This window comes from Streptomyces sp. NPDC020996 (assembly GCF_040641355.1).
Lineage (GTDB): Bacteria > Actinomycetota > Actinomycetes > Streptomycetales > Streptomycetaceae > Streptomyces.
In genome coordinates this window covers 21,948-42,318 of record NZ_JBFADM010000047.1, presented here as the reverse complement: position 1 = coordinate 42,318, position 20,371 = coordinate 21,948, and the positions used below count along the sequence as shown (strand labels likewise).

15 protein-coding genes are annotated in these 20,371 nt (G+C 72.6%); 7 read left to right on the top strand and 8 right to left on the bottom strand.

Annotated features, from left to right (window positions below; genetic code table 11):
• Nucleotides 1-77: 77 nt before the first annotated feature.
• Nucleotides 78-1,589 (top strand): glycoside hydrolase family 43 protein, encoded by a 1,512-nt coding sequence (locus AB0G63_RS27625; RefSeq protein ID WP_360755374.1) that lies wholly within the window; start codon nucleotides 78-80, stop codon nucleotides 1,587-1,589.
• Between the two features lie 121 nt (nucleotides 1,590-1,710).
• Nucleotides 1,711-3,462, top strand: coding sequence for a cellulase family glycosylhydrolase (locus tag AB0G63_RS27620; RefSeq protein WP_360755371.1), 1,752 nt, complete (start codon nucleotides 1,711-1,713; stop codon nucleotides 3,460-3,462).
• A gap of 49 nt (nucleotides 3,463-3,511) precedes the next feature.
• Here AB0G63_RS27620 and AB0G63_RS27615 read toward each other — a convergent pair whose 3' ends face one another.
• The 4 genes from AB0G63_RS27615 to AB0G63_RS27600 all read right to left on the bottom strand — a co-directional run bounded on the left by AB0G63_RS27615 (nucleotide 3,512) and on the right by AB0G63_RS27600 (nucleotide 9,544).
• On the bottom strand, nucleotides 3,512-4,483 hold the full coding sequence (locus AB0G63_RS27615; RefSeq protein ID WP_360755414.1) for a LacI family DNA-binding transcriptional regulator: 972 nt from the start codon (nucleotides 4,481-4,483) through the stop codon (nucleotides 3,512-3,514).
• Nucleotides 4,484-4,771: 288 nt separating this feature from the next.
• On the bottom strand, nucleotides 4,772-6,655 hold the full coding sequence (gene dnaK, locus AB0G63_RS27610; protein WP_360755368.1) for a molecular chaperone DnaK: 1,884 nt from the start codon (nucleotides 6,653-6,655) through the stop codon (nucleotides 4,772-4,774).
• 158 nt (nucleotides 6,656-6,813) lie between these two features.
• Nucleotides 6,814-7,239, bottom strand: a complete 426-nt coding sequence (locus tag AB0G63_RS27605; protein WP_360755366.1) for an OsmC family protein — start codon at nucleotides 7,237-7,239, stop codon at nucleotides 6,814-6,816.
• A 211-nt stretch (nucleotides 7,240-7,450) separates the two neighbouring features.
• The gene (locus AB0G63_RS27600) at nucleotides 7,451-9,544 is read right to left on the bottom strand and encodes a phage holin family protein (protein WP_360755363.1); all 2,094 of its coding nucleotides are present in this window, start codon (nucleotides 9,542-9,544) and stop codon (nucleotides 7,451-7,453) included.
• 992 nt (nucleotides 9,545-10,536) lie between these two features.
• Between AB0G63_RS27600 and AB0G63_RS27595 the strand changes: the two genes are divergently transcribed.
• The 3 genes from AB0G63_RS27595 to AB0G63_RS27585 all read left to right on the top strand — a co-directional run bounded on the left by AB0G63_RS27595 (nucleotide 10,537) and on the right by AB0G63_RS27585 (nucleotide 13,723).
• Nucleotides 10,537-11,613: an HEXXH motif-containing putative peptide modification protein gene (locus AB0G63_RS27595; RefSeq protein WP_360755361.1), complete on the top strand. Its 1,077-nt coding sequence runs from the start codon at nucleotides 10,537-10,539 to the stop codon at nucleotides 11,611-11,613.
• Complete coding sequence (locus tag AB0G63_RS27590) at nucleotides 11,606-11,890, top strand: hypothetical protein (protein WP_360755358.1); 285 nt, start codon at nucleotides 11,606-11,608, stop codon at nucleotides 11,888-11,890. The genes AB0G63_RS27595 and AB0G63_RS27590 overlap by 8 nt, the downstream gene beginning before the upstream one ends.
• Before the next feature lie 318 nt (nucleotides 11,891-12,208).
• The gene (locus tag AB0G63_RS27585) at nucleotides 12,209-13,723 is read left to right on the top strand and encodes an FAD-dependent monooxygenase (protein WP_360755356.1); all 1,515 of its coding nucleotides are present in this window, start codon (nucleotides 12,209-12,211) and stop codon (nucleotides 13,721-13,723) included.
• A gap of 442 nt (nucleotides 13,724-14,165) precedes the next feature.
• Here the strand turns inward: AB0G63_RS27585 and AB0G63_RS27580 are convergent, their stop codons facing one another.
• Nucleotides 14,166-14,567 carry a hypothetical protein gene (locus tag AB0G63_RS27580; protein WP_360755353.1) on the bottom strand — a complete coding sequence of 134 codons (402 nt, stop codon included), beginning with the start codon at nucleotides 14,565-14,567 and terminating at the stop codon, nucleotides 14,166-14,168.
• Nucleotides 14,568-14,650: 83 nt separating this feature from the next.
• Here AB0G63_RS27580 and AB0G63_RS27575 point away from each other — a divergent pair, with 83 nt between their 5' ends.
• A complete protein-coding gene (locus AB0G63_RS27575; RefSeq protein ID WP_360755350.1) occupies nucleotides 14,651-15,424 on the top strand; it encodes an MBL fold metallo-hydrolase in 774 nt (257 codons plus the stop codon).
• Entirely contained in the window at nucleotides 15,421-16,059 is a 639-nt protein-coding gene (locus tag AB0G63_RS27570) for a VTT domain-containing protein (RefSeq protein WP_360755348.1), read from the top strand. The genes AB0G63_RS27575 and AB0G63_RS27570 overlap by 4 nt, the downstream gene beginning before the upstream one ends.
• Before the next feature lie 191 nt (nucleotides 16,060-16,250).
• On the opposite strand, the gene AB0G63_RS27565 is transcribed toward AB0G63_RS27570, so the two are convergent.
• From AB0G63_RS27565 to AB0G63_RS27555, 3 genes are all read right to left on the bottom strand, one after another.
• On the bottom strand, nucleotides 16,251-17,402 hold the full coding sequence (locus AB0G63_RS27565; RefSeq protein ID WP_360755346.1) for an MBL fold metallo-hydrolase: 1,152 nt from the start codon (nucleotides 17,400-17,402) through the stop codon (nucleotides 16,251-16,253).
• Nucleotides 17,399-18,646, bottom strand: a complete 1,248-nt coding sequence (locus AB0G63_RS27560) for an aminotransferase class I/II-fold pyridoxal phosphate-dependent enzyme (RefSeq protein ID WP_360755344.1) — start codon at nucleotides 18,644-18,646, stop codon at nucleotides 17,399-17,401. The genes AB0G63_RS27565 and AB0G63_RS27560 overlap by 4 nt, the downstream gene beginning before the upstream one ends.
• A 248-nt stretch (nucleotides 18,647-18,894) precedes the next feature.
• Entirely contained in the window at nucleotides 18,895-20,304 is a 1,410-nt protein-coding gene (locus AB0G63_RS27555; RefSeq protein WP_360755342.1) for a hypothetical protein, read from the bottom strand.
• Nucleotides 20,305-20,371 lie beyond the last annotated feature (67 nt).

Here is a 20,371-nt window from a genome sequence, read left to right as displayed (position 1 = left end):
TTCGACGCTCTGAGGGAACAAGGGACGAACCAGCCGTGACAACGACAACCACCCAGCCGTCACAGGGACCTGACGGCATGCCGGACGAGCGGCCGGCGGACGCCACCGTGACCAACCCCGTGATTCCGGGTTTCCACCCCGATCCCAGCGTCTGCCGCGTGGGCGACGACTACTACCTCGTCTGCTCCAGCTTCGAGTACTTCCCCGGCATCCCCGTCTTCCACAGCCGCGACCTGGTGCACTGGCGGCAGATCGGCAACGCCCTCGACCGGCCGGGCCAGCTCCGCCTGACCGCCGCCACGCCGTCGTCCGGTGGCATCTACGCCCCCACCCTGCGCCACCACGACGGCCGCTTCTGGCTCATCGTCACGAACGTGGCCGAGGGCGAGGGCAACATGCTGTTCACCGCCACCGACCCCGCGGGTCCCTGGTCCGACCCGGTCCGTCTGCCCGGCGTCAAGGGCATCGACCCGGACCTCGCCTGGGACGAGGACGGCACCTGCTGGTGCACGGTCGCCGGGGTCTCGCAGGTCCGGATCGACCCGTACACCGGGGAGACGCTGGAAGCGCCCCGGCGGCTCTGGTCCGGCACCCCCGGCGCCCTGGCCCCGGAAGCGCCTCACCTGTACCGCGTCGGCGAGTACTGGTACCTGCTCATCGCGGAGGGCGGCACCGAGCGCGGCCACGGCGTCTCGATCGCCCGCGGACGCACCCCCGACGGTCCGTTCGAGCCCTGCCCGGCCAACCCGATCCTGACGCACCGCAGTACGGATCGTCCCGTCCAGAACACCGGCCACGCGGACCTGGTCCAGGGTCCCGACGGTTCGTGGTGGATGGTGCTGCTGGGCGTCCGGCCGCGCGGTGGTACGCCGGGCTGGCACGTGCTCGGGCGCGAGACCTTCCTCGCGCCGGTGACCTGGGCGGACGGCTGGCCCGTCGTCGGCGAGGTGACGCCCGCCCTGCCCGCCCCGCCCTGGCCGCTCGTCCCCGGGCCCGCCGAGGCCGGCCGGGACGACTTCGACCTCGCGGAGCTGCGGCCGTACTGGATCTCCGTGCGCAACCGTCCGGAGGCCCACTGCACCACCGAGGAGCGCACCGGCTGGCTGACGCTCCGCGCCCGGGGCGACGGCCTGGACGATCCGGACGTCGTCTTCGTCGGCCGCCGCCAGCAGCACCTGACCTGCCGGGTGCGGACCCGGATCGATCCGGCGCAGGGGCGCGGAGGTCTCGCCGTCCGGCTGGACGAGGAGCACCACTACGAGATCGAGGCGTCCGAGGGGGAGGTGCGCGTGCTCGCCCGCGTCGGTCCGCTGCGTACCGTCGTCGGGTCCCGGGCCGTGCCGCCGGGGCCCGTGGTCCTCGGCCTCCGCGTGAACGGCACCCCTCCGCGGGACGCCCGCACGGGGCCCGACACCCTCACGCTCGGCGTCGAGGAGCCGGACGGCACGTTCACCGTGCTCGGCACGCTGGACGGCCGCTATCTGTCGACCGAGGTCGCGGGCGGCTTCACCGGCAGGGTCATCGGCATGTACGCCTCGGCCGGCACGGTCCACTTCGACTGGTTCGACTACGAGCCGCTCGCCCCCTGAACCGGCCACGCGGTGACGGCTGTCCTCACCGTCCCGGGCCGGCCCGCCTCCCCCTCGACCCCTGCCTTCACCGACCCCCCACGGGCGGAACCCCCGCTCGGCCAACGAAGAAAGGTCAGAGATGAAGGGAACACAACGCCCCGGCGGCCACCGCGGACGCGGTGCCGGACGGGTGCTCGGCCTGCTGCTGGCGCTGGTCGCCGCGATCGGGCTGACCAGCACCAGCGCCTTAGCCGCACCGAGCCACGAGGAGGCGTCGGCGGGGCTCAAGACCCGGGCGCTCAGCCCCGTGAGCGCGGTGGCGGCGATGCAGCCCAGCTGGAACCTGGGCAACACCCTGGACGCCATCCCGGACGAGACGTCCTGGGGCAACCCGCTGGTCACCAAGGCCCTGTTCGACACCATCAAGGCCGAGGGCTTCCGCAGCGTGCGGATCCCCGTCACCTGGACCGACCACCAGTCCGCCACCGCCCCCTACACGATCGACGCGACGTTCATGAACCGCGTCAAGCAGGTGGTCGACTGGGCCCTGTCCGACGGCCTCTACGTCGTGATCAACGTCCATCACGACTCGTGGCAGTGGATCTCCGCCATGCCCACCGACCACGACAACGTCCTGGCCCGCTTCAACGCCATCTGGAAGCAGGTCGCCGCGGAGTTCAAGGACTCCCCGCAGACACTGCTCTTCGAGAGCATCAACGAGCCGCAGTTCAAGAACGTCAGCGACGCGCAGAGCATCCAGTACCTCGACGAGCTGGACACCTCGTTCCACGGCATCGTGCGCGCCTCCGGCGGCAACAACGCGACCCGGCTGCTGATGCTGCCCACCCTCTTCTGCAACGCCGGCCAGACCTATATGGACGCCCTGGTCAGCAAGATGACGGCGCTGAACGACGCCAACCTCGTGGCCACCGTGCACTACTACGGCTGGTACCCGTTCAGCGTGAACGTCGCCGGCGGCACGCGGTACGACGAGACCGCGCAGAAGGACATGACCGACACCTTCACCAGGATCCGCGACACCCTCGTCGCCAAGGGAATCCCCGTCTACATCGGCGAGTACGGACTGCTGGGGTACCCCGACCACACCCACCCCTCCCGCGTCGAACAGGGCGAGGCGCTCAAGTACTTCGAGCAGTTCGGCTACGCGGCCCGTACCGCCGGGGTGACCACGGCCCTGTGGGACCCCTTCTCGTTCCTGAACCGCGGCACGCTGCAGTGGCGTGACCCCGCCCTGATCGCCCAGATCAAGTCGAGCTGGACCACCCGCTCCGGCACCGCCTCCTCGGACCGGGTCTTCGTGCCCAAGTCCGGTGCGATCACGGCGAAGACGCTGACGCTGAACCCGAACGGCACCACCTTCAAGGGCCTGTGGCAGGGCAGCACCAAGCTCACCTCGGGCCGGGACTACACCGTCTCCGGCAACCAGCTCACGCTCACGGCCGCCGCCCTGACCCGGCTGACCGGCGACCGCGCCTACGGCACCAACGCGACCGTCGAGGCCCGGTTCTCCAAGGGGCTGCCCTGGAAGATCTACGTGACCACGTACGACACGCCGGTCCTCTCGAACGCCACCGGCACCACCGGTGGTCTCACCATACCCACGCAGTTCCGCGGCGACCTGCTGGCGACCATGGAGGCGAAGTACGCCGACGGCAGCAACGCCGGCCAGACCAACTGGACTCCGTACCAGGAGTTCAGCGCGGCCTTCTCCCCCGACTATCCGGGCAACGCACTCCTGCTCACCCCGGACTTCCTCAACGCCCTGCACGACGGTGCGCCGGTGACGCTCACCTTCCATTTCTGGAGCGGAGCCACCGTGACGTACCAGGTGACGAAGTCCGGAAGCTCGGTGACCGGCACGGCCTCCTGACCGTCCGCGCCCAGGGAGGGCCCCGGCACCCGGGGCCCTCCCTGCCCGCTCAGTCCTTGGGCGGGGCCGTGCTCTCCCGGACGGTGAGCGTGGTCGCGATCTCCAGCCCGGCCTGGGGCACGTCCTCGCCACGGCCCAGCGCCAGCGCCAGCTCGGTGGCGGCCACCGCCATCTCGGCCAGCGGCTGATGAACCGTGGTCAGGGGCGGGTCCACCCAGGCGACGGCCGGTACGTCGTCGAAGCCCACCACGCTCACGTCCTCGGGGATGCGCAGCCCGAGCTCGCGCGCCGCCCGGTACACGCCGAGCGCCTGCATGTCGTTGGCGGTGAAGACGGCGGTGGGGCGATCGGGCCGGGAGAGCAGATCGCGTGCCGCCAGGTAGCCGTCCTCCCGGGTGAGGAAGGTCTTGACCACCAGGTCCGGCTCCACGGGCAGGCCCGCCTCGGCGAGCGCCGAGGCGTAACCCGCCTGACGCGCAAGGCAGAACGGGTGATCGGGGCCGTTGATCATGGCGATGCGCCGGTGTCCCAGTCCGGTCAGGTGCCGGGTCGCCGCCTGACCACCCCTCCAGTTGGTGGCGCCGACGAACGGCACGTCGTCGGGGAGTTCCTCGTTGGGGTCGAAGACGACGAACGGGATGCCCTTCGCGGTCAGTTGTTCCCGCTCCGCCTCGGACAGCTGCGCCACCGACAGGACGCACTGCGGACGCCGCCCCACGGTGTCGTCCATGGTCCTGGCGGGCGTGTCCTGGAGGCCGAACTCCGACACGAGGACACTGACCTTGTTCCTGCGGGCCACCCGCTCGACGCCACGGATGATCTCCACCGCCCACATGCTCTCCAGCTCACGGAACACCAGCTCCACGAGGTTGCTGCGGTTCTTCGGCGGCTTGCGGTAGCCGTACCGGTGGATGAGTTCCTCGACGCGGGCCCGGGTGCCGTCCGACACGCCGGGCCGGCCGTTGAGCACCTTCGACACGGTGGGGACCGAGACGCCCGCGGACTCGGCGATGTACGCGATGGTGACAGCCGCCGGCCCGCCGGCCCGAGCACTCCGTTCCGCCGCCTCTTGGACCTCTTCGGCCTCTTGGGCTTCTCCGGTCTCTCGGGCTTCTCCGGCCTCTTGGGCTTCTCCGGTCTCTCGGGCTTCTCCGGCCTCTTGGGCTTCTCCGGTCCCTACCGTCTCTTCCGCCGAAGGTACTTGCGATCGGTTGTCCGGCACGGCCGCCTGTCCCCATCCCCTCGCCTGCTGAGGGCGTCATTGTGACACCGCTCGTCACCGAGGAGCCCGGCGGTCCTCAAGCCGCTCTCAAGCCGCTCCTCCCTTGTGGTCCGTGTCGTCGTCGACGATCTCCGCGTCGACCACGCCGTCGTCGTGCGGCCCGGTGTGCTCCGTGCCCGCGCCTGCGTCCCCGCCCGCGTCCGCCGCGGCCGACTGCTGCCCGGCCCGCTCGTACATGGCCTGGCCCATCTTCTGGCTGACGGTGGCGAGTTTCTCGACGCCGGTGCGCAGGGCGCCGGTCTCGGCGTTCTCCTTCAGCAGGGTCTTCAGCTCGCCGGTCGCGGCCTCGACCTCGGACTTCGTCTCCGCCGGGATGCGGTCCTCGTTGTCGCGGAGGAACTTCTCGGTCTGGTAGACGAGTTGCTCGGCCTGGTTGCGGGTCTCGGCGGCCTCCCGGCGCTTGCGGTCCTCCTCGGCGTACTGCTCGGCCTCCCGCATCATGCGGTCGATGTCCTCCTTGGGCAGGGCCGAGCCGCCGGTGACGGTCATCTTCTGCTCGCGGCCCGTCGCGAGGTCCTTGGCGGAGACGTGCATGATCCCGTTGGCGTCGATGTCGAAGGCCACCTCGATCTGCGGCACGCCGCGCGGGGCGGGCGGCAGGCCGGTGAGGTCGAAGACGCCGAGCTTCTTGTTGTAGGCGGCGATCTCGCGTTCGCCCTGGTAGACCTGGATGCCGACCGAGGGCTGGTTGTCGGTGGCGGTGGTGAAGATCTCCGAACGCCGGGTCGGGATCGTGGTGTTGCGCTCGATCAGCTTCGTCATGATGCCGCCCTTGGTCTCGATGCCGAGGGACAGCGGGGTGACGTCGAGCAGCAGCACGTCCTTGACGTCGCCGCGGATGACGCCCGCCTGCAGGGCCGCGCCGACCGCCACGACCTCGTCCGGGTTGACGCCCTTGTGCGGCTCCTTGCCGGTGAGTTCCTTGACCAGGTCGGTCACCGCGGGCATCCGCGTCGAACCGCCGACGAGGATGACGTGGTCGACCGCGGACAGTTGCACGCCCGCGTCCTTGACCGCCTGGTGGAAGGGGGTCTTGCAGCGGTCGAGCAGATCCGCGGTGAGCTCCTGGAACTGGGCGCGGGTCAGCTTCTCGTCGAGGTGCAGGGGGCCCTCGGCGGAGGCGGTGATGTAGGGCAGGTTGATCGTCGTCTCGGACGACGCGGACAGCTCGATCTTGGCCTTCTCGGCGCCCTCGCGCAGCCGCTGCAACGCCATCTTGTCCTTGCCGAGGTCGATGCCGTACTGGCCCTTGAACCGCTTGACCAGGTATTCGACGATCCGCTGGTCCCAGTCGTCGCCGCCGAGGTGGGTGTCGCCGTTGGTCGCCTTGACCTCGATGACCCCCTCGCCCATCTCCAGCAGCGACACGTCGAAGGTGCCGCCGCCCAGGTCGAAGACGAGCACCGTCTGCTCCTCGCCCCGGTCGAGGCCGTAGGCGAGGGCCGCGGCGGTCGGCTCGTTGATGATCCTGAGGACCTTCAGGCCCGCGATCTCCCCGGCCTCCTTGGTCGCCTGCCGCTGGGAGTCGTCGAAGTAGGCGGGGACGGTGATCACCGCTTCCGTGACGTCCTCGCCGAGGTAGGACTCCGCGTCCCGCTTCAGCTTCTGCAGCACCCGGGCCGACAGCTCCTGCGCCTGGTAGCGGGTGCCGTCGACGGAGCCGTGCTCCGGGAAGCGCCAGTGGGCGTCGCCCATGTGCCGCTTGACCGAACGGGCCGTGCGCTCCACGTTCGTCACGGCCTGCCGTTTCGCGACCTCGCCGACGAGCACCTCCCCGTTCTTCGCGAAGGCCACGACCGACGGTGTGGTCCTGGCCCCCTCCGCGTTCGCGACGACGGTGGGCTCGCCGCCTTCCAGGACGGCCACCACCGAGTTCGTGGTACCGAGATCGATCCCGACCGCACGTGCCATCTCCGTCCCCTTCCGCGAGGGCACTGCCACATTTCAAGCACAAAACTTGAGTGGGCCGTTGTCAATGCCACATGCCGCCGAGTACCCCGGGAACGCCGGTGCCGCGCCTCCCGATCCCAGGGAGGCGCGGCACCGGAGCGGAAGCGGGTCCGCGGGGCTCAGGCGAGCTTCGCCGACAGCGTGATCGTCGTGCCCGCGAGGGCCTGGCTGACCGGGCAGTTGGCCTTGGCGTTCTCCGCGGCGGCGACGAACGCGTCGTTGTCGATGCCCTCTACCGTGCCCTCGACGGTCAGGTGGATGCCGGTGATGCCCTCACCCGGCTGGAAGGTGACGTCGGCGGAGGTGACGAGCTTGGTGGGCGGGGTGCCGGCACCGGCCAGTCCGTGCGACAGCGCCATGGAGAAGCAGCTGGAGTGGGCGGCGGCGATCAGCTCCTCGGGACTGGTCTTGCCGTTCGCCTGCTCGGCGCGCGACGGCCACGACACCGGCTGCTCGCCGATGCCGGAGGAGTCGAAGGTGACGACTCCGTTTCCCTCGAGCAGGTTGCCTTCCCAGACGGTGTGTGCGGAGCGCGTGGTTGCCACGGTGAATCCTTCCGAATTCCGGCTGTTGCCATTCCGGCTGTTGCCATTCCGGCTGTTGCTTGGGACGCCATCCGATCACATTCCCGGCCGCCGCACCCGGAAGACCGGCCCACGGGCGGTGAACCGCAGCCGGCGTCGTGCGGGGCGGGGAGGGCGGGGCCGCGTCGCGTCGCGTCGCGTCGCGGAATCCCACGCGGGCGGCCGGTGGTTCTCAGGCGGCCCGCTCCTGCTCCCCGCTCCCGGTGAGGGGCACCTGGGGGCCGTCCGCCTCGCGCAGCCAGCGCCGCAGCACGTGGTGCACCTGCTCGGCGCCGACCAGCTCGCACCCCTCCCCGGCCGGCGCGGAGAAGGCGAGCGGCGACAGCAGGAACGGCCTGCCCTGCGCCCCGCCGAGCCCGCCGTGCGAGCCGATCTGCTCCTCGAAGGCGAGGACCTCGCCGTCGGCCGGGTCGTGGAAGGAGTTGACCATGATGTCGGCGGTGTGCGGGAAGGAGTGGGTGCGGCGCACGGCGTCGGCGGCGCCGGGCCCGAACGCGGCCAGCGGACCCGGATCGTGCTCCAGCCGGTCGAGCGGAAGCTCCGCGCCGTACGCGCCGAGCACGACCCCTCCGTGCTGCTCGCTGCGCACCAGCAGGAAGCCGATCCCGGGGTGGTTGGCGAGCGTGGTCAGCAGCGCCGGGTGTCGGGCGTCGATCTCCTCCTTGCTCATCCGGTGCGGCACGTCCGGGAAGGACACCAGGCCGAGGTTGCCGGAGGCCAGCACGATCGGCTCAGAGCGGCGCCCCGGGAGCCGGTGCTGCTCGCCGCTCTCCTCGACGGGCCGGCGCAGCGCCGCCCGCACCGCGGCGCGGGCCTCGGCGCCGCTGTGCGTGCTCCCCCGGGGCCTGAAGCCTGGGGGGACCCCCAGCGCCTTGCGCGGCACGGGCAGCCCGCAGCCGGCCCGCACCAGCTCGCCGAGGCCGAGTCCGTAGCGGGCGCGGAAGGTCTCGCCGGGGCTCTGGCCGTGGTCGGACAGGACGACGATGCGGTACGGCCGCGGGGCGTGCTCGGAGACCTTCTCGATCAGCGCGAGCGCCCGGTCCAGGCGTCCGAGGACCTTCTCGGCGTCCCGGCTGAGCGGGCCGGAGTGGTGCGCCACCTCGTCGTAGGCCACCAGGTCGGCGTAGATCGCGGTGCGCCCGGCGAGCATGTCGCCCATCACGGCGGAGACCACGACGTCGCGTTCCACGACGGTCGCGAAGGCGCGGACGAAGGGGTAGAGGCCGCCGCGCGAGACCCGTGGGCGCTGCTTGCGCAGGCGGGCCCGGGTGGACTGGCCGATCTCCCGGCCGGCCTCGGCGACGAACGACATGGCGGTGCGCACGGCGTTGGCCGGGTCGGAGAAGTACGCGAAGTAGCCCGCGCGGGACCGGTTCTCCCGGCCGCGGCGGCGGGTGGCTATGGACAGTACGAGGGCCTGCTCGTCCGCGCCGCCGCTGAAGAGGTTGCCGCGGCTCGCGCCGTCGGCGGTGAGCAGGCCGGTGTCGCCGGTGCGTGCCACGGCGCGGCGCTGGAGCTCGGCGGCACTGGTCGGGCGGTTGCAGACCATCACCTCCCGGGTGTCCTTCTCGTACCAGCGGAACGCCGGGACGTCGTGGTTGGTGCCGTGCAGGATGCCGAGCTGGCTGGCGCCGGTCTGACTGGACCAGTCGGTGCGCCAGGGGGTGAGCCGGTGGGTGCCGTCCAGCCATCTGGCGACGGTCGGCGCCAGTCCCTTCCCGACGGCGTCCAGCAGCACGTCGTGGCCGACGCCGTCGAGTTGCAGGAAGACGGTGCCGGGGCTGGACGGGCCGGGCGGCCTGCGTCTTCCGCGGCGGTGGGCGAGGCGGTAGAGGCGGCGCCGGTAGGCGTCGTCGTCACGGACGGCCAGCGCACCGCCGGTGGCGGAGGCGACGGCGGACATCACCGCGGCGACGATGACGGCGGTCTCGGGCGCGGCCTCACTGTCGCCGGAGGGATTGATGCGCAGGGCGAGCAGCAGCAGCGAGCCGTTGAGGAAGAAGACCAGCAGCCCGAGCACCAGCGCCGGCACCAGCAGCAGGGCCCGGACCAGGAGCGGCCACACCAGCGCCGACAGCAGACCGAACGCGCCGGCGCCGAGCGCGGCCGTGACGGCGATCCGGGTGGCGCTGTCGCCGGTCGCGGACTGGAGCTGGAAGTCCGGCAGGATCCCGGCGAGCACGAGCATGGTGACGGTCGAGACGACCCAGACCGCGACGCTCCGCCCCACCTGACTGGCGATCCGCCGCCAACGCACGCCACGCACGCCTGCCCACCTCACGTCCCGGCCCGCCCCCGCAGCGGGCCCCCACCCCTCCTACCCTGTCACACCCCCTCCGAGCCCCCACCGCCTCGGCACGGACCCGACAGACGCCTGGGCATGGGCATGGGCATGGGCGGGGGCGTTGACACTGGCCCGGCATCGGCGCCGACGGCGGGTGCCGCCACCGAGCCACCGGCCCCGCCACTGGCCCGGCCACCAGCCCCGCCACCGAGCCGCGGGGCTTGTCTGCCGGACCCCGGGCCCTGACACCGGACACCGGACCCGCCGCCGAGCCGCGCGGTTTCGCTGCCGGTCGCGCGGGGTCCGATGCCGGCTGCGGGGCTGCGGGGCTGCGGGGCTGCGGGGCTGCGGGGCCAGTAGATCGAAGCGGCGAAGGAAGGAATGCCGCCAGCGGTGGTCGTCGGCCGTGTGCACGCAAATCAACGTGCGTCAGGACGTGGAGTTCTTCATCGGCGTGGTCGATCCGAGGGCCGCGGTGGGTGAGCCGGGGGTGCATTCGGTCCCCGTCCGTCGCGGTAATCGTGCCGTGGTGGGTGGTGTCCGTTGCCGTATTGAAGGCCAGTAATCAGCCATTCATGCGGCTTTGGAGTTCCTTGTCCCGGGAACGGATACAGCCTGCATTGTCTCGGCGCCGACCGGTTGCGCCCCGGCCCGCGGCGCGGGGCTCTCCCACCCGTGCTGGCCTGCGAGCACAGCGGACGAGCGGGGCATTTCGTCCGTACCGATGCGCCTGCTCCGCGCGTCCATGACCCTGGGCGGTGGCATACGGGGCCACCGCGGGCTGCAAGACCGTTTCCCGACTTTCGGTACAACGCATCACACTTGACGTCGTGCGAACACTGCGCGTTTGATCGGACGCTGTCGGCCGAGCCTTTCACCAAGGAGGTTCCGTGTCCGTCCACGACGATGAACTCGTCCCTGTCGAACAAGCGCTTGCGTCCCACCCCGAATTCAGCGACGCTTCCAGAATCACTTTGAAGGCCACCGAATTCTACCGTTTCGCGGTCGATCTACTGTGCGAGCGGTCCGCGACGGTGGAGCGCCTGGCGGCGGGCATCCGCGACGAGACCGGCCAGCTCCCGGTCGCCGTCGTCGAGGACCCGCTGGTACGGGTGACACTCGACGAGGCGGTGTCCCGGCTGGAACGGGGCTTCCTCGACGAGGACGCCTGGACCGAGGTCGTGACCATGCTGCGTCTGGTCTCCGATGTTCTGGAGCTGCACGGCGCCACAGCCCCGCCCACCGGCGCCAGTATCTCCGCCGGCCGCCGGGTGCGGGTCACTCGAGGCCGGGAATCCTGGCTGTGCGGCACAGGCTCGGGTGCTACGGCCCCGCTGGGCGGTACGTTCCTCAACACCTTCGAGCGGGACTTCCTGCGTGGTGTGCCCGGTCACCTCATGGAGCCCACGCCCGAGCACGCGCAGCAGTTCGACGACGGCTTCGCGGCCCTGGGCGCCCTGCTTCCCGAGCTGGGAGCAAGTGTCGCGGCCCACTACATCGGTGTGGGCGTCGTCGACGTGCGGACCGAGGGCGAGACCTTCCTCGCGGGCAACGTCGGACGCATTCCCGGAGTGGTGTTCTTCTCCCCGAACCGCATGGCCCGCCCATGGCGGTTCGCCGAGACGGCGCTGCACGAGGGACTGCACCTGAAGCTGTTCGACATCCAGCGGTCGGCGAGCATCTTCGCCGCCCCCGAACGTCTGGCCGACGGGCCGAAGGTCAGGGTGCCGTGGCTGAAATGGGCCTCCATGGTCGCGCCCAACGAGTGGGCGCTCGACCGTGCCCTGGGCGCCTTCCACGTGTACGCGCACCTCGTGCTGTTCCAGGCCGCGTTGCGGACCAGGCTCACGCCCGAGCTGAAGGAACGTTTCGGCGCCCCCGAGCCCGATGACCCGCCTTCCCTGTACCGCTTCGGCAGCGAGCGCGCCCACTATCTGGGTCGGCAGATCCTGGACCGTGGCGGCGACGAACTGACCGATCACGGCCGGGAGTTCGTCAGCTGGCTGCTGGAGACCACCGCATCGGTGCCGAAGGAGGTTGCCCGTGTCTGATGTCCGCTACACCAAGGCACCCGGCCTGAGCACGCGCCCCGTCGAGGCCGCCGACGCACTCATGGTCTTCACCCCGGTCAAGCCCAAGGTCCATTGGCTGAACCTGGCCGGCTGGTACCTGTTCGAACTCAGCGACGGCAGCGGCGAGGAACACATCGCCGCCGAGTACGCGGAAGCGGTCGCGGGCCAGATACCGCGGGACGAGGCACTGTTGCAGGCCCGTAGCTGTCTGGCCGACCTGGCGCAGCGCGGCATCCTCGTCACGACCGAAGCCTGAGCCGGTCCGACGAAGGCCCCGAGGCCGGCTGCCCGCGGGCCGTGCCCCAGGCCGCCGGGTTCCGCGTCGATGTCTCCTCGAGTTCCTCCGATCCGTCCGGCCGGAGGTTCCTTCTACCTTCGCTGAAGGAGGTGAACTCCATGACGGAGCAGCTGAAGAAGAGGCTGTCCAAGGCGGTGAACGTGGCTCCGCCGAAGGCCGCCGCACCTTCCAGGGACCAGCGTCTGTGGCCCCCGTGGTACATGCAGAAGCACTGAGCCGACAAGGTGCCGGCCCGCCCGAACGGGCGGGCCGGCACCCCCTCGTGGAAGGTGTTCCATGCGGCACGTCGGCGTACTGGTGGTGGGCGGCTCGCTCACCGGGCTGTCCGCGGCCCTTTTCCTCGGCATGCACGGCGTGCCCTGTCTGGTGGTCGAGCGCCGTGACGGCATCCTCGCCCATCCGCGTCTGCGTGGCCTGCTTCCTCGGGCCATGGAGCTGTACCGGCAGGCCGGAGTGGAGGACGAGATCGTCAGCCGCTGTCCGGCCGGCGCCCCGCCCACCGATCTCGTCTCCGTCCACGCCCGCACCCTGTCGGAGGAGCACGAACCGCTCACCGAGCCGGAAGACGGCGGGGCGGACGCCGAACAGGTCTCCCCGTGCGGCTTCGTCCCCATCGGCCAGGACGAGCTCGAAACCGTGCTCGCGCAGCAGGTACGCGAACGGGGCTGCGACCTCAGATTCGGCACGCAACTCACCGACCTGGCGCAGGACTGCGAGGGGGTGACGGCGCGCCTGCGGGGCCCGGGCGGGACGGAGGAGACCGTCAAGGCGGACTACGTGGTCGCGGCGGACGGCGCCTCCAGCTCCGTCCGCCGTCGTCTGGGCATCCGCAGCAGCGGCCCCGGAACCCTCTTCCACATGGTCACCATGCACATCCACGCCGATCTGTCACCGGCACTACGCGGCCGTCGTATCGGCATGGCGTATCTCGGCCGGCCCGTGCCGGGAACCACGCTGGGTCCCCTCGACTCCACCGGCACCCGGTGGTTCTTCGCCACTGCCGTATCGTCCGGGGACATCGCGAGCGAGGACCCTGCCGCCTGGGTCAGAGCGGCGACCGGACTGGACGCACTGGATGTGCGGCTGCTGGAGCAGGTCCCGGGCGCCGGACGGATCTTCACGTTTCCGGTGGGGGCGCGAGTCGCCGAGCGATATCGTGTGGGCCGGGTGTTCCTCGCGGGCGACGCGGCCCATCTGATGCCGCCGACCGGCAGCCTGGGCGGCCTCACAGGCATCATGGACGCGCACGACCTGGCCTGGAAGCTGGCCTTCGTCCTGGGTGGCAGCGCAGGTCGGGCGCTGCTGGACACGTACGGGGCCCAGCGCCGCCCGGCCGCCGAGCAGGCCATGCGGCAGGCGTATGCCCGGGCACGGCTGCGCTGGCGGCTGCCCGGGCACGGCAGGGGCGATGCGCTGCTGCCCACGAGCGTCCTGATGTACGGCGCCGCTGTCCCGGAGGGTGCCCCCGGCACGCGCGCGCCTCATCTGTATGTCTCCGAGGACGCGTCCTCGCCGATGTCGACGCTCGACCTCTACGGCACCGGCCTCGTCCTGCTGGTCGGCCCGGAGGGCGACGCCTGGGAGTCCGCCGCCCTCCGGGCCGGTCAGCGCCTGTCCGTGCCCATCGATGTGTACCACCTCGATGCGGACTTGGCCGGTCCGCATGGCCTGACGGACGGCAGCGCGCTGCTCGTCGGCCCCGACGGTGTCGTCGCATGGCGCTGCGACGGCCGACTGCGCGACCCCGACGGCACGCTGGAACGGGTGCTGCGCGACCTGCTGTGCCGCTGAGATCTTGGCAGTCGCCCTGCGGCCGGCGCGGGAGGAGTACGCCTTGTCCGCGGCGACCGCGCCGGGCCGGGTGCGCGGGCGGCCAGCCCGACCACGCACCTTGATACCGGCACATCCCAGAACCGCCGCGCGGACGACGCCGGACTGCCGGCACCACGGCGGCGCCCCGCGCGGGGGTGCCACCGGCCGCCGGGTCTCCTCCACCACCAGGCGGTGGCCGCCGTGCGGGAGCGTCATGACCTGTCGGCCGCCATACGACGACCGGTTCGAGTCCGGTCCGGGGCACTGCGGAGGAAGCGCCGCACTGCCCCGCAATGATCCGAACCTGGAACAGGCCCTCTCGTGCCGCTGCGCGGAAGACGGAACACAGCCGCCGCCCAGCCCCCGTCAGGGACTTCGCGAAGATCCACCCTGACGAGCCGAAGTCAGTGACGAAGCTCTGCTAGCGGCCGTCGTAGCCGGCTGTCGGCATGGAGAGGCGGCGGTGCACGCGGGCCTTCATCTGGGCGTCGTAGCAGGGCTCCGCCGAGCCGACGGTCTCCACCCGTACCCCGCGCCGTGCGCACTCCGCGGTGAACTCCTCCACGGACGACAGCGCGCTCTCCAGTACCCGCCGGCTCGGCGCGACGAACAGGTCGGTCTCCGGGCGGACCCCGTCCCACAGCACGCAGTGGTCGGCCCTGAGCCCCCGCACCAGCAGTTCGCGGGCGACGACGTAGCCCCGCTCGGCCGCCCAGCGCGCGCACATCGCGTGCTGGCTGCGGGAGTCCACCAGGAAGGGATCGGCGTCCAGCTCCTCGAGCGGCGTCAGACTCGCGATCGCCGTGACCCGCACCGGTCCCATGGTGTTCCCCTCACCTCCGGGTTTCGCCGCCGACCCTACTCCTGCCCGTAGGCTTCGGGGAGTCGCGCGAAGGAGGCAAAGAGGTGCCGGTGGAGGTCACCTGGTGGGGTCATGCCACCTGCACGGTCGAGGACTCGGGCGTACGGGTGCTGACCGATCCCCTGTTCGCCCGCCGGCTCGCCCATCTCCGGCGCCGCCGGGGCGCGCTGCCGCCGCCGGGCGCCTGGCACGCGGACGTGGCGCTCGTGTCGCATCTGCACGCCGACCATCTGCACGTTCCCTCGCTGGAGCGGCTCGCGCCGGGCACGCGCCTGCTCGTGCCCCGGGGCGCACGACGGGCGGTGCCGGCGCTGCGCCGGCTCGTCCGGCTGCACGTCACCGAGGTCGCGCCCGGCGACGTCGTGCGGGTCCACGACCTGAGCGTGCGTGCGGTGCCCGCGCGGCACGACGGGCGGCGGCTGCCGGTGGGCCCGCACCGCTCCCCCGCGCTCGGCTACGTCCTGGAGGGCGAGGCGCGCACGTACTTCGCGGGTGACACCGGCCTGTTCGACACCATGGCGAAGGAGGTCGGCCCGGTCGACGTGGCGCTGCTGCCGGTCGGCGGCTGGGGGCCGAGTCTCGGCGAGGGGCACCTGGACGCCGGGCGGGCGGCCGAGGCGCTGGCCCGCCTCGCGCCGCGCAGCGCGGTGCCCGTGCACTACGGCACCTACTGGCCGATCGGCATGGACGCCGTACGCCCGCACGAGTTCCACACGCCCGGTGACGAGTTCGTGCGCCGGGCGGCCCAGCGCGCGCCGGGCGTGACCGTGCACCGGCTCGGACACGGGGAGAGCGCCCGTCCGGAGGTCTCCCGGTGACCTGGCTGGCGGCGGCCCCCGCGACGGTCGTACCGCCCGAGTCGACGCAGCAGGCGATCGGGTATCCGTCACTGTTCCTGCTGGTGCTGATCGGGGCGCTGGTGCCGGTCGTGCCGACGGGCGCGCTGGTGAGCTCGGCGGCCGTGGTGGCCTTCCACCACACCGCTCCGTTCACGATGGCGCTGGTGTTCGTGACGGCGTCGCTGGCCGCGTTCCTCGGGGACATGACGCTGTACTGGCTGGGCCGGCGCGGCATGACGTCGAAGAACGGCTCGCGCTGGCTGGAGGCGATCCGGTCGCGGGCGCCGCAGGAGCGGCTGGAGCAGTCGCAGGCGAAGCTGGCCGACCACAACGTGGCCGTGCTGGTGCTTTCGCGGCTGGTGCCGGCCGGCCGTATCCCGGTGATGCTGGCCTGTCTGATGGCGCGCTGGCCGGTGCGCCGTTTCGCCCGCGGCAACGCGCCGGCCTGCCTGGCCTGGGCGGCGACCTACCAGCTGATCGGCGTCCTGGGCGGGTCGCTGTTCAAGGAGCCGTGGCAGGGCGTGCTCGCGGCGGTCGCGCTGACGGTGGTCCTCAGTGCGGCGCCGAGCGTGTGGAGGCGGGTGCGCGGCAGCGCCCGGAAGACGCGGACCTGACGTCACCCGGCGACCGCCCCGCCCGTCTCTTCGCCGACCGTCCTCCGTCCTCTTCCTCGGCGACCTCCTCCGTCCTCTTCCGCGGCGACCGTCCTCCGTCCCGTCTTCGGCAAGCATCCTCCGTCCGCCTCTTCGGCGACCGCCGCCGGACGGCCCGGAGGCCGCGGACCTCGCCCGCTCGACCTGCTTGCTCAGGCCAGCACCCGTGAGCCGCCCACGGGCAGGTCCCACAGGTCCGCGCGGTCCAGGCCCGCTTTCTCCCAGGCCGCGAGCACGCGCGTGAGCGGTTCCAGCACCGGTTCCGCCGACAGCACGAACGTGCCCCAGTGCATCGGCGCCATCCGGCGGGCGCCCAGGTCCCGGGCGGCCCGTACCGCCTCCTCCGGGTCGCAGTGGACGTCGCTGAGCCACCAGCGCGGGTCGTAGGCGCCGATGGGCAGCAGGGCGAGATCGATGCCGGGGTAGCGCTGTCCGATCCGGGAGAACCAGTGGCCGTACCCGGTGTCGCCGGCGAAGTACACGCGCTGTCCGTCGCGGGAGGTGAGGACCCAGCCGCCCCACAGACTGCGGCAGGTGTCGGTCAGGGTGCGCTTGGACCAGTGGTGGGCCGGCACGAAGTCGAAGCGCACCCCGTCCAGTTCGGCCGCCTCCCACCAGTCGAGTTCGGTGACGGCGGTGAACCGGCGGCGGTGGAACCAGCCGCCGAGTCCGGCCGGCACGAACACCGGGGTGTCGCGCGGGAGCCGGCGCAGGGTGGGGGCGTCCAGGTGGTCGTAGTGGTTGTGGCTGATGACGACCGCGTCGACGCGCGGCAGTTCGCTCCAGGGGATGCCTACGGGGGTGATGCGGGCCGGGGTGCCCAGGATGCGGCGGGACCACACCGGGTCGGTCAGGACGGTCAGCCCGCCGATCCGCACCACCCAACTGGCGTGCCCCGCCCAGGACACGGCGACCGTGCGGGCGTCGACGCGGGGCAGCGGTGCGGGTTCGACGGGGATCAGGGGGATGTCGACGAGGCTCTCGCGCGTGGGCCGTATCGCACCCTCGCGGGCGAAGCGGGCCATGGCCTTCAGGCCGGGCAGCGGGGCGGTCAGACGGTCGTGGAACGTCCGCGGCCACACGCGGCGCTCGGCCAGCGGCCGGGGTTCGGCGAGCGGCGGGGAGGGTGCCGCGAGAGAGGACGTGGGGAGCGACGAGGACCGGGGCGGAGAGAGAGCCGGGGACCGGGAGGGAGAGAGGGCCGAGGGGTGGGTCGAGGGGTGGGACGAGGGGTGGGACGACGCCGGATCGTCGTCCTCCCGGCCGGGCGTACTGGTGGTGGTCGACTCGGACTGTTGCGTCATCGAGGAGGCTCCCATCGCTGAGCGTCGTCACGGAGATCGTCGAGTACCGATTCCACTCGGTTCAACGCGCGTTGCACGTGTGGCAGTTCCAACGGCGTGGGTGAGCTGAGGCATTCCGCGCGCTCCGCCTGAGTGCTCCCCAGCAGGGGGCCGGTGGGCAAGCGGACGCGCAGTTCGTCGAGTTCGTCGCCGAAGCGGTGGCCGCCCGGGGCGGGCATGGCGAGCCGGGCGGTGAGGAAGTCCTCCAACTCCTGTGCGTCGCCGACTCCGCGGGCGGCGAGCGCGGAGCGCAGCGGGCCGAGGTCGGCGTACAGGTGCCGGCCGGCCTGCGGGGGCCGGGCCAGGGCGCCCGCGGCGACGACCGCCGCGTGCAGGGCGGCGGCCACGCGCGCGTGCAGCCCTACGGCGGCTGCCATGTGGGCGGCGACGGGCTCGGGCTCCCGCAGCGCGTAGGCGGCCGGGGCGGCGACGGGTCCGGCGACGCGGGCGCCGAGCGCGGTCAGCACGTCGAGCACGCGGGCGTGCAGGCCGTGCCCGTCCGTGCCGGCCGGGAAGCGGGCGATCGCGGTGGGCCAGGCCGGCGGGAGCAGGGCACCGGCCAGGTCGGCTACGACGGTGACCCGTTCGGGGAGCATCTCCGCCGGACTGAGCACGACGGTGTCGTGCGGGGCGTGCAGCGTGTCCCGCCAGGTCTCGTCGCTGACCAGGTGCAGGCCCTCGGCCGCGGCCGCCTCGGCGCACTGGTGCAGCAGTTCGGGCGGTGCCACCGCCGCGGTGGGGTCGTCGGCGACGGACAGCACCAGCAGCCGCGGGTAACCGCCCTCGGCGCGCACCCTGCGGACGGTCTCCAGCAGGGCGTACGGATCGGGCACGCCGCCGCTCTCGGCGGGCGTCGCCACGTGGAAGACGCCTCTGCCCAGCAGGCGCGCGTACGGCGCCCACCAGGCCGCGCAGGGCCGGGGCACCAGGACGTCGCCGCCCAGCGCGGCGGTCAGCGCGAGCAGCAGGGCCGGGGCGCCGGGCCCTGCTGCGACCCGTCCGGGGTCGACGGGCAGTCCGCGCCGCTCCCAGTAGTCGCAGGCGGACCGCAGGAGTTCCGGGCCGCCGCCGACCGGTTCCTCGTCGGCGCGTTCCGCGGCGGCGGCGAGTACGGCGGTGAGCTCGGGCGGCACGGGCAGTCCGTCCTCGGGAAGCCGCGGCCCGTACCGGACGGGGCCGTGGCCTTCCCCGTCCGTCCACCGCATGCGTGCCTCCGCGCAGTCCTGGCGCCGTGTCCGGTGCCGTGTCCATGGCCGTCGGACCGGTCTGTCAGGCCGTCCCCGCGCCACGGGTGCCCGCGTGCTGCTCCTGCGGTACGAGTCGTGCCCTCGGGCTGTGAGTACCCAGGGTGGCGCCGGACCATGGCCGCCGGCGCGGATGGCGCCCGTCACACGAGCCTCCGGGGCACCGAGCGGGGCACCGGACGGGGCACCGGACGGGGCACCGGGCGGGGTCAGCCCTTCGTCGCGGAACGCCGGAGCAGCAGCCGGTGCGCGGCGGCGCCGAGCGCGCCCGCGATCAGGACACCGCCGGCGACCAGGGCGGGCACGGATCCGCTGAAGGCGCCGCCCTCGCCGGCCTGCACGCCGCCCCAGGACCCCGGGCGACGGCTGCCGTCGCCGATCACCCGGAACGTGGCGCTCCACGCCGCGCCCTTGCCGCCGGGCCGCGCAGGACAGGTGCCCTCGACGGCCCACGTGGAGCCGTCCTCTCCCCCACCCGGACCGCCGTCGGCCGAGGAGGGGTGCTCCTCCTCGGGGCGTCCCCCGGCGGAGTGCCCGTCGCCTCGGTCCCCGTCCGTGGGCTCCTGGGCTGCGGGTTCCTTCGCCGCGGGTTCCTTTGCCGCGGGGTTCTGGGCAGCCTGGTTCTGGGCGGCCGGGTCCTGGGCGGCCGGGTCCTGGGCCGTGGCATCCCCCTCCGCGGGGTCCTGGGCGCGGGGGGTGCGGGACGCGTCCTCGGCGGCGGGTGCCTCGGGGCCTGCGGCCGCGGCCGTCTCCGGTACGTCCTCGCCCGTGACGTCCTCGCCCGCGCCGCCGTCGTCCGGTACGTCCCCGTCCGGTACGTCCCCGTCCGGCGACGCGTCCGGGACGTCGCCGGTCGTGGGGGGATCCACGTCGGCTTCGGCCGTCCGGCCGGCGGTGGAGGGGGCCTTCTGGTCCGTGGAGCGCTGGCCGCCGAGAGCCCCGGAGGAGTCCTCGCCCGTCGTCGGACCCTTACCCGCCGGGTCCTCGCCCGCCGGGTCCTTGCCGGCCGGGTCCTTGCCGGCCGGATCCTTCTCCCCCGGGTCTTCACCGGCCGGATCCTTCCCCGCCGGATCCTTACCGACCGGGTCCTTCTCCCCCGGGTCCTTGCCGGCCGGATCCTTCCCCGCCGGATCCTTACCGACCGGGTCCTTCCCCGCCGGATCCTCACCAACCGGGTCCTTCTCCCCCGGTTCCTTCTCCCCTGGCTCCTTCTTTCCCGGTTCCTGCTCCCCCGGCTCCGCCTCCCCCGGGTCCCTGCCCGCGGAGCCCTCGTGCGACGGGTCCTCCGCCGTGGCGTGCGGGTCCCGGTCCCGGAGTTGCTCAGCGGACGCGATGCGGGCGACGCCGCGGTAGACGGGGCCGGACTTCCCGGTGCCGGTGCCGGGAACCCGGTGCAGCTGGACCCTGCGCTCGGCGAACGCCTGCGAGGTGGCGTCGAGGGTGGCGGGCGCGATCCCGCCGGTGGGGTCGCAGGAGACGGACACGGTGACGCTGCCGCCCGGCGAGACGGTGCTCGGGCTGACCCGTGCCGTCGGATCGGCGAGGGCGGTCGAGGCGGCGGCGCCCAGCGTGGCGCCGGTGAGCGCGGCGACGGACAGGACATGGGCGGTGCGGCGCATGAAACGGGCTCCTTCGAGCGACGGCTGCGGGTGAGGGCACGTCGGTCCGTGCCCCGCAGCCATCACA

Bases quoted from the DNA above. Each gene is read 5' to 3' on its own strand.
- AB0G63_RS27625 (WP_360755374.1), top strand. From the start codon at position 78: ATGCCGGACGAGCGGCCGGCGGACGCCACCGTGACCAACCCCGTGATT.
- AB0G63_RS27620 (WP_360755371.1), top strand. From the start codon at position 1,711: ATGAAGGGAACACAACGCCCCGGCGGCCACCGCGGACGCGGTGCCGGA.
- dnaK (WP_360755368.1), bottom strand. From the start codon at position 6,655: ATGGCACGTGCGGTCGGGATCGATCTCGGTACCACGAACTCGGTGGTG.
- AB0G63_RS27585 (WP_360755356.1), top strand. From the start codon at position 12,209: ATGCGGCACGTCGGCGTACTGGTGGTGGGCGGCTCGCTCACCGGGCTG.
- AB0G63_RS27580 (WP_360755353.1), bottom strand. From the start codon at position 14,567: ATGGGACCGGTGCGGGTCACGGCGATCGCGAGTCTGACGCCGCTCGAG.
- AB0G63_RS27565 (WP_360755346.1), bottom strand. From the start codon at position 17,402: ATGACGCAACAGTCCGAGTCGACCACCACCAGTACGCCCGGCCGGGAG.
- AB0G63_RS27560 (WP_360755344.1), bottom strand. From the start codon at position 18,646: ATGCGGTGGACGGACGGGGAAGGCCACGGCCCCGTCCGGTACGGGCCG.
- AB0G63_RS27555 (WP_360755342.1), bottom strand. From the start codon at position 20,304: ATGCGCCGCACCGCCCATGTCCTGTCCGTCGCCGCGCTCACCGGCGCC.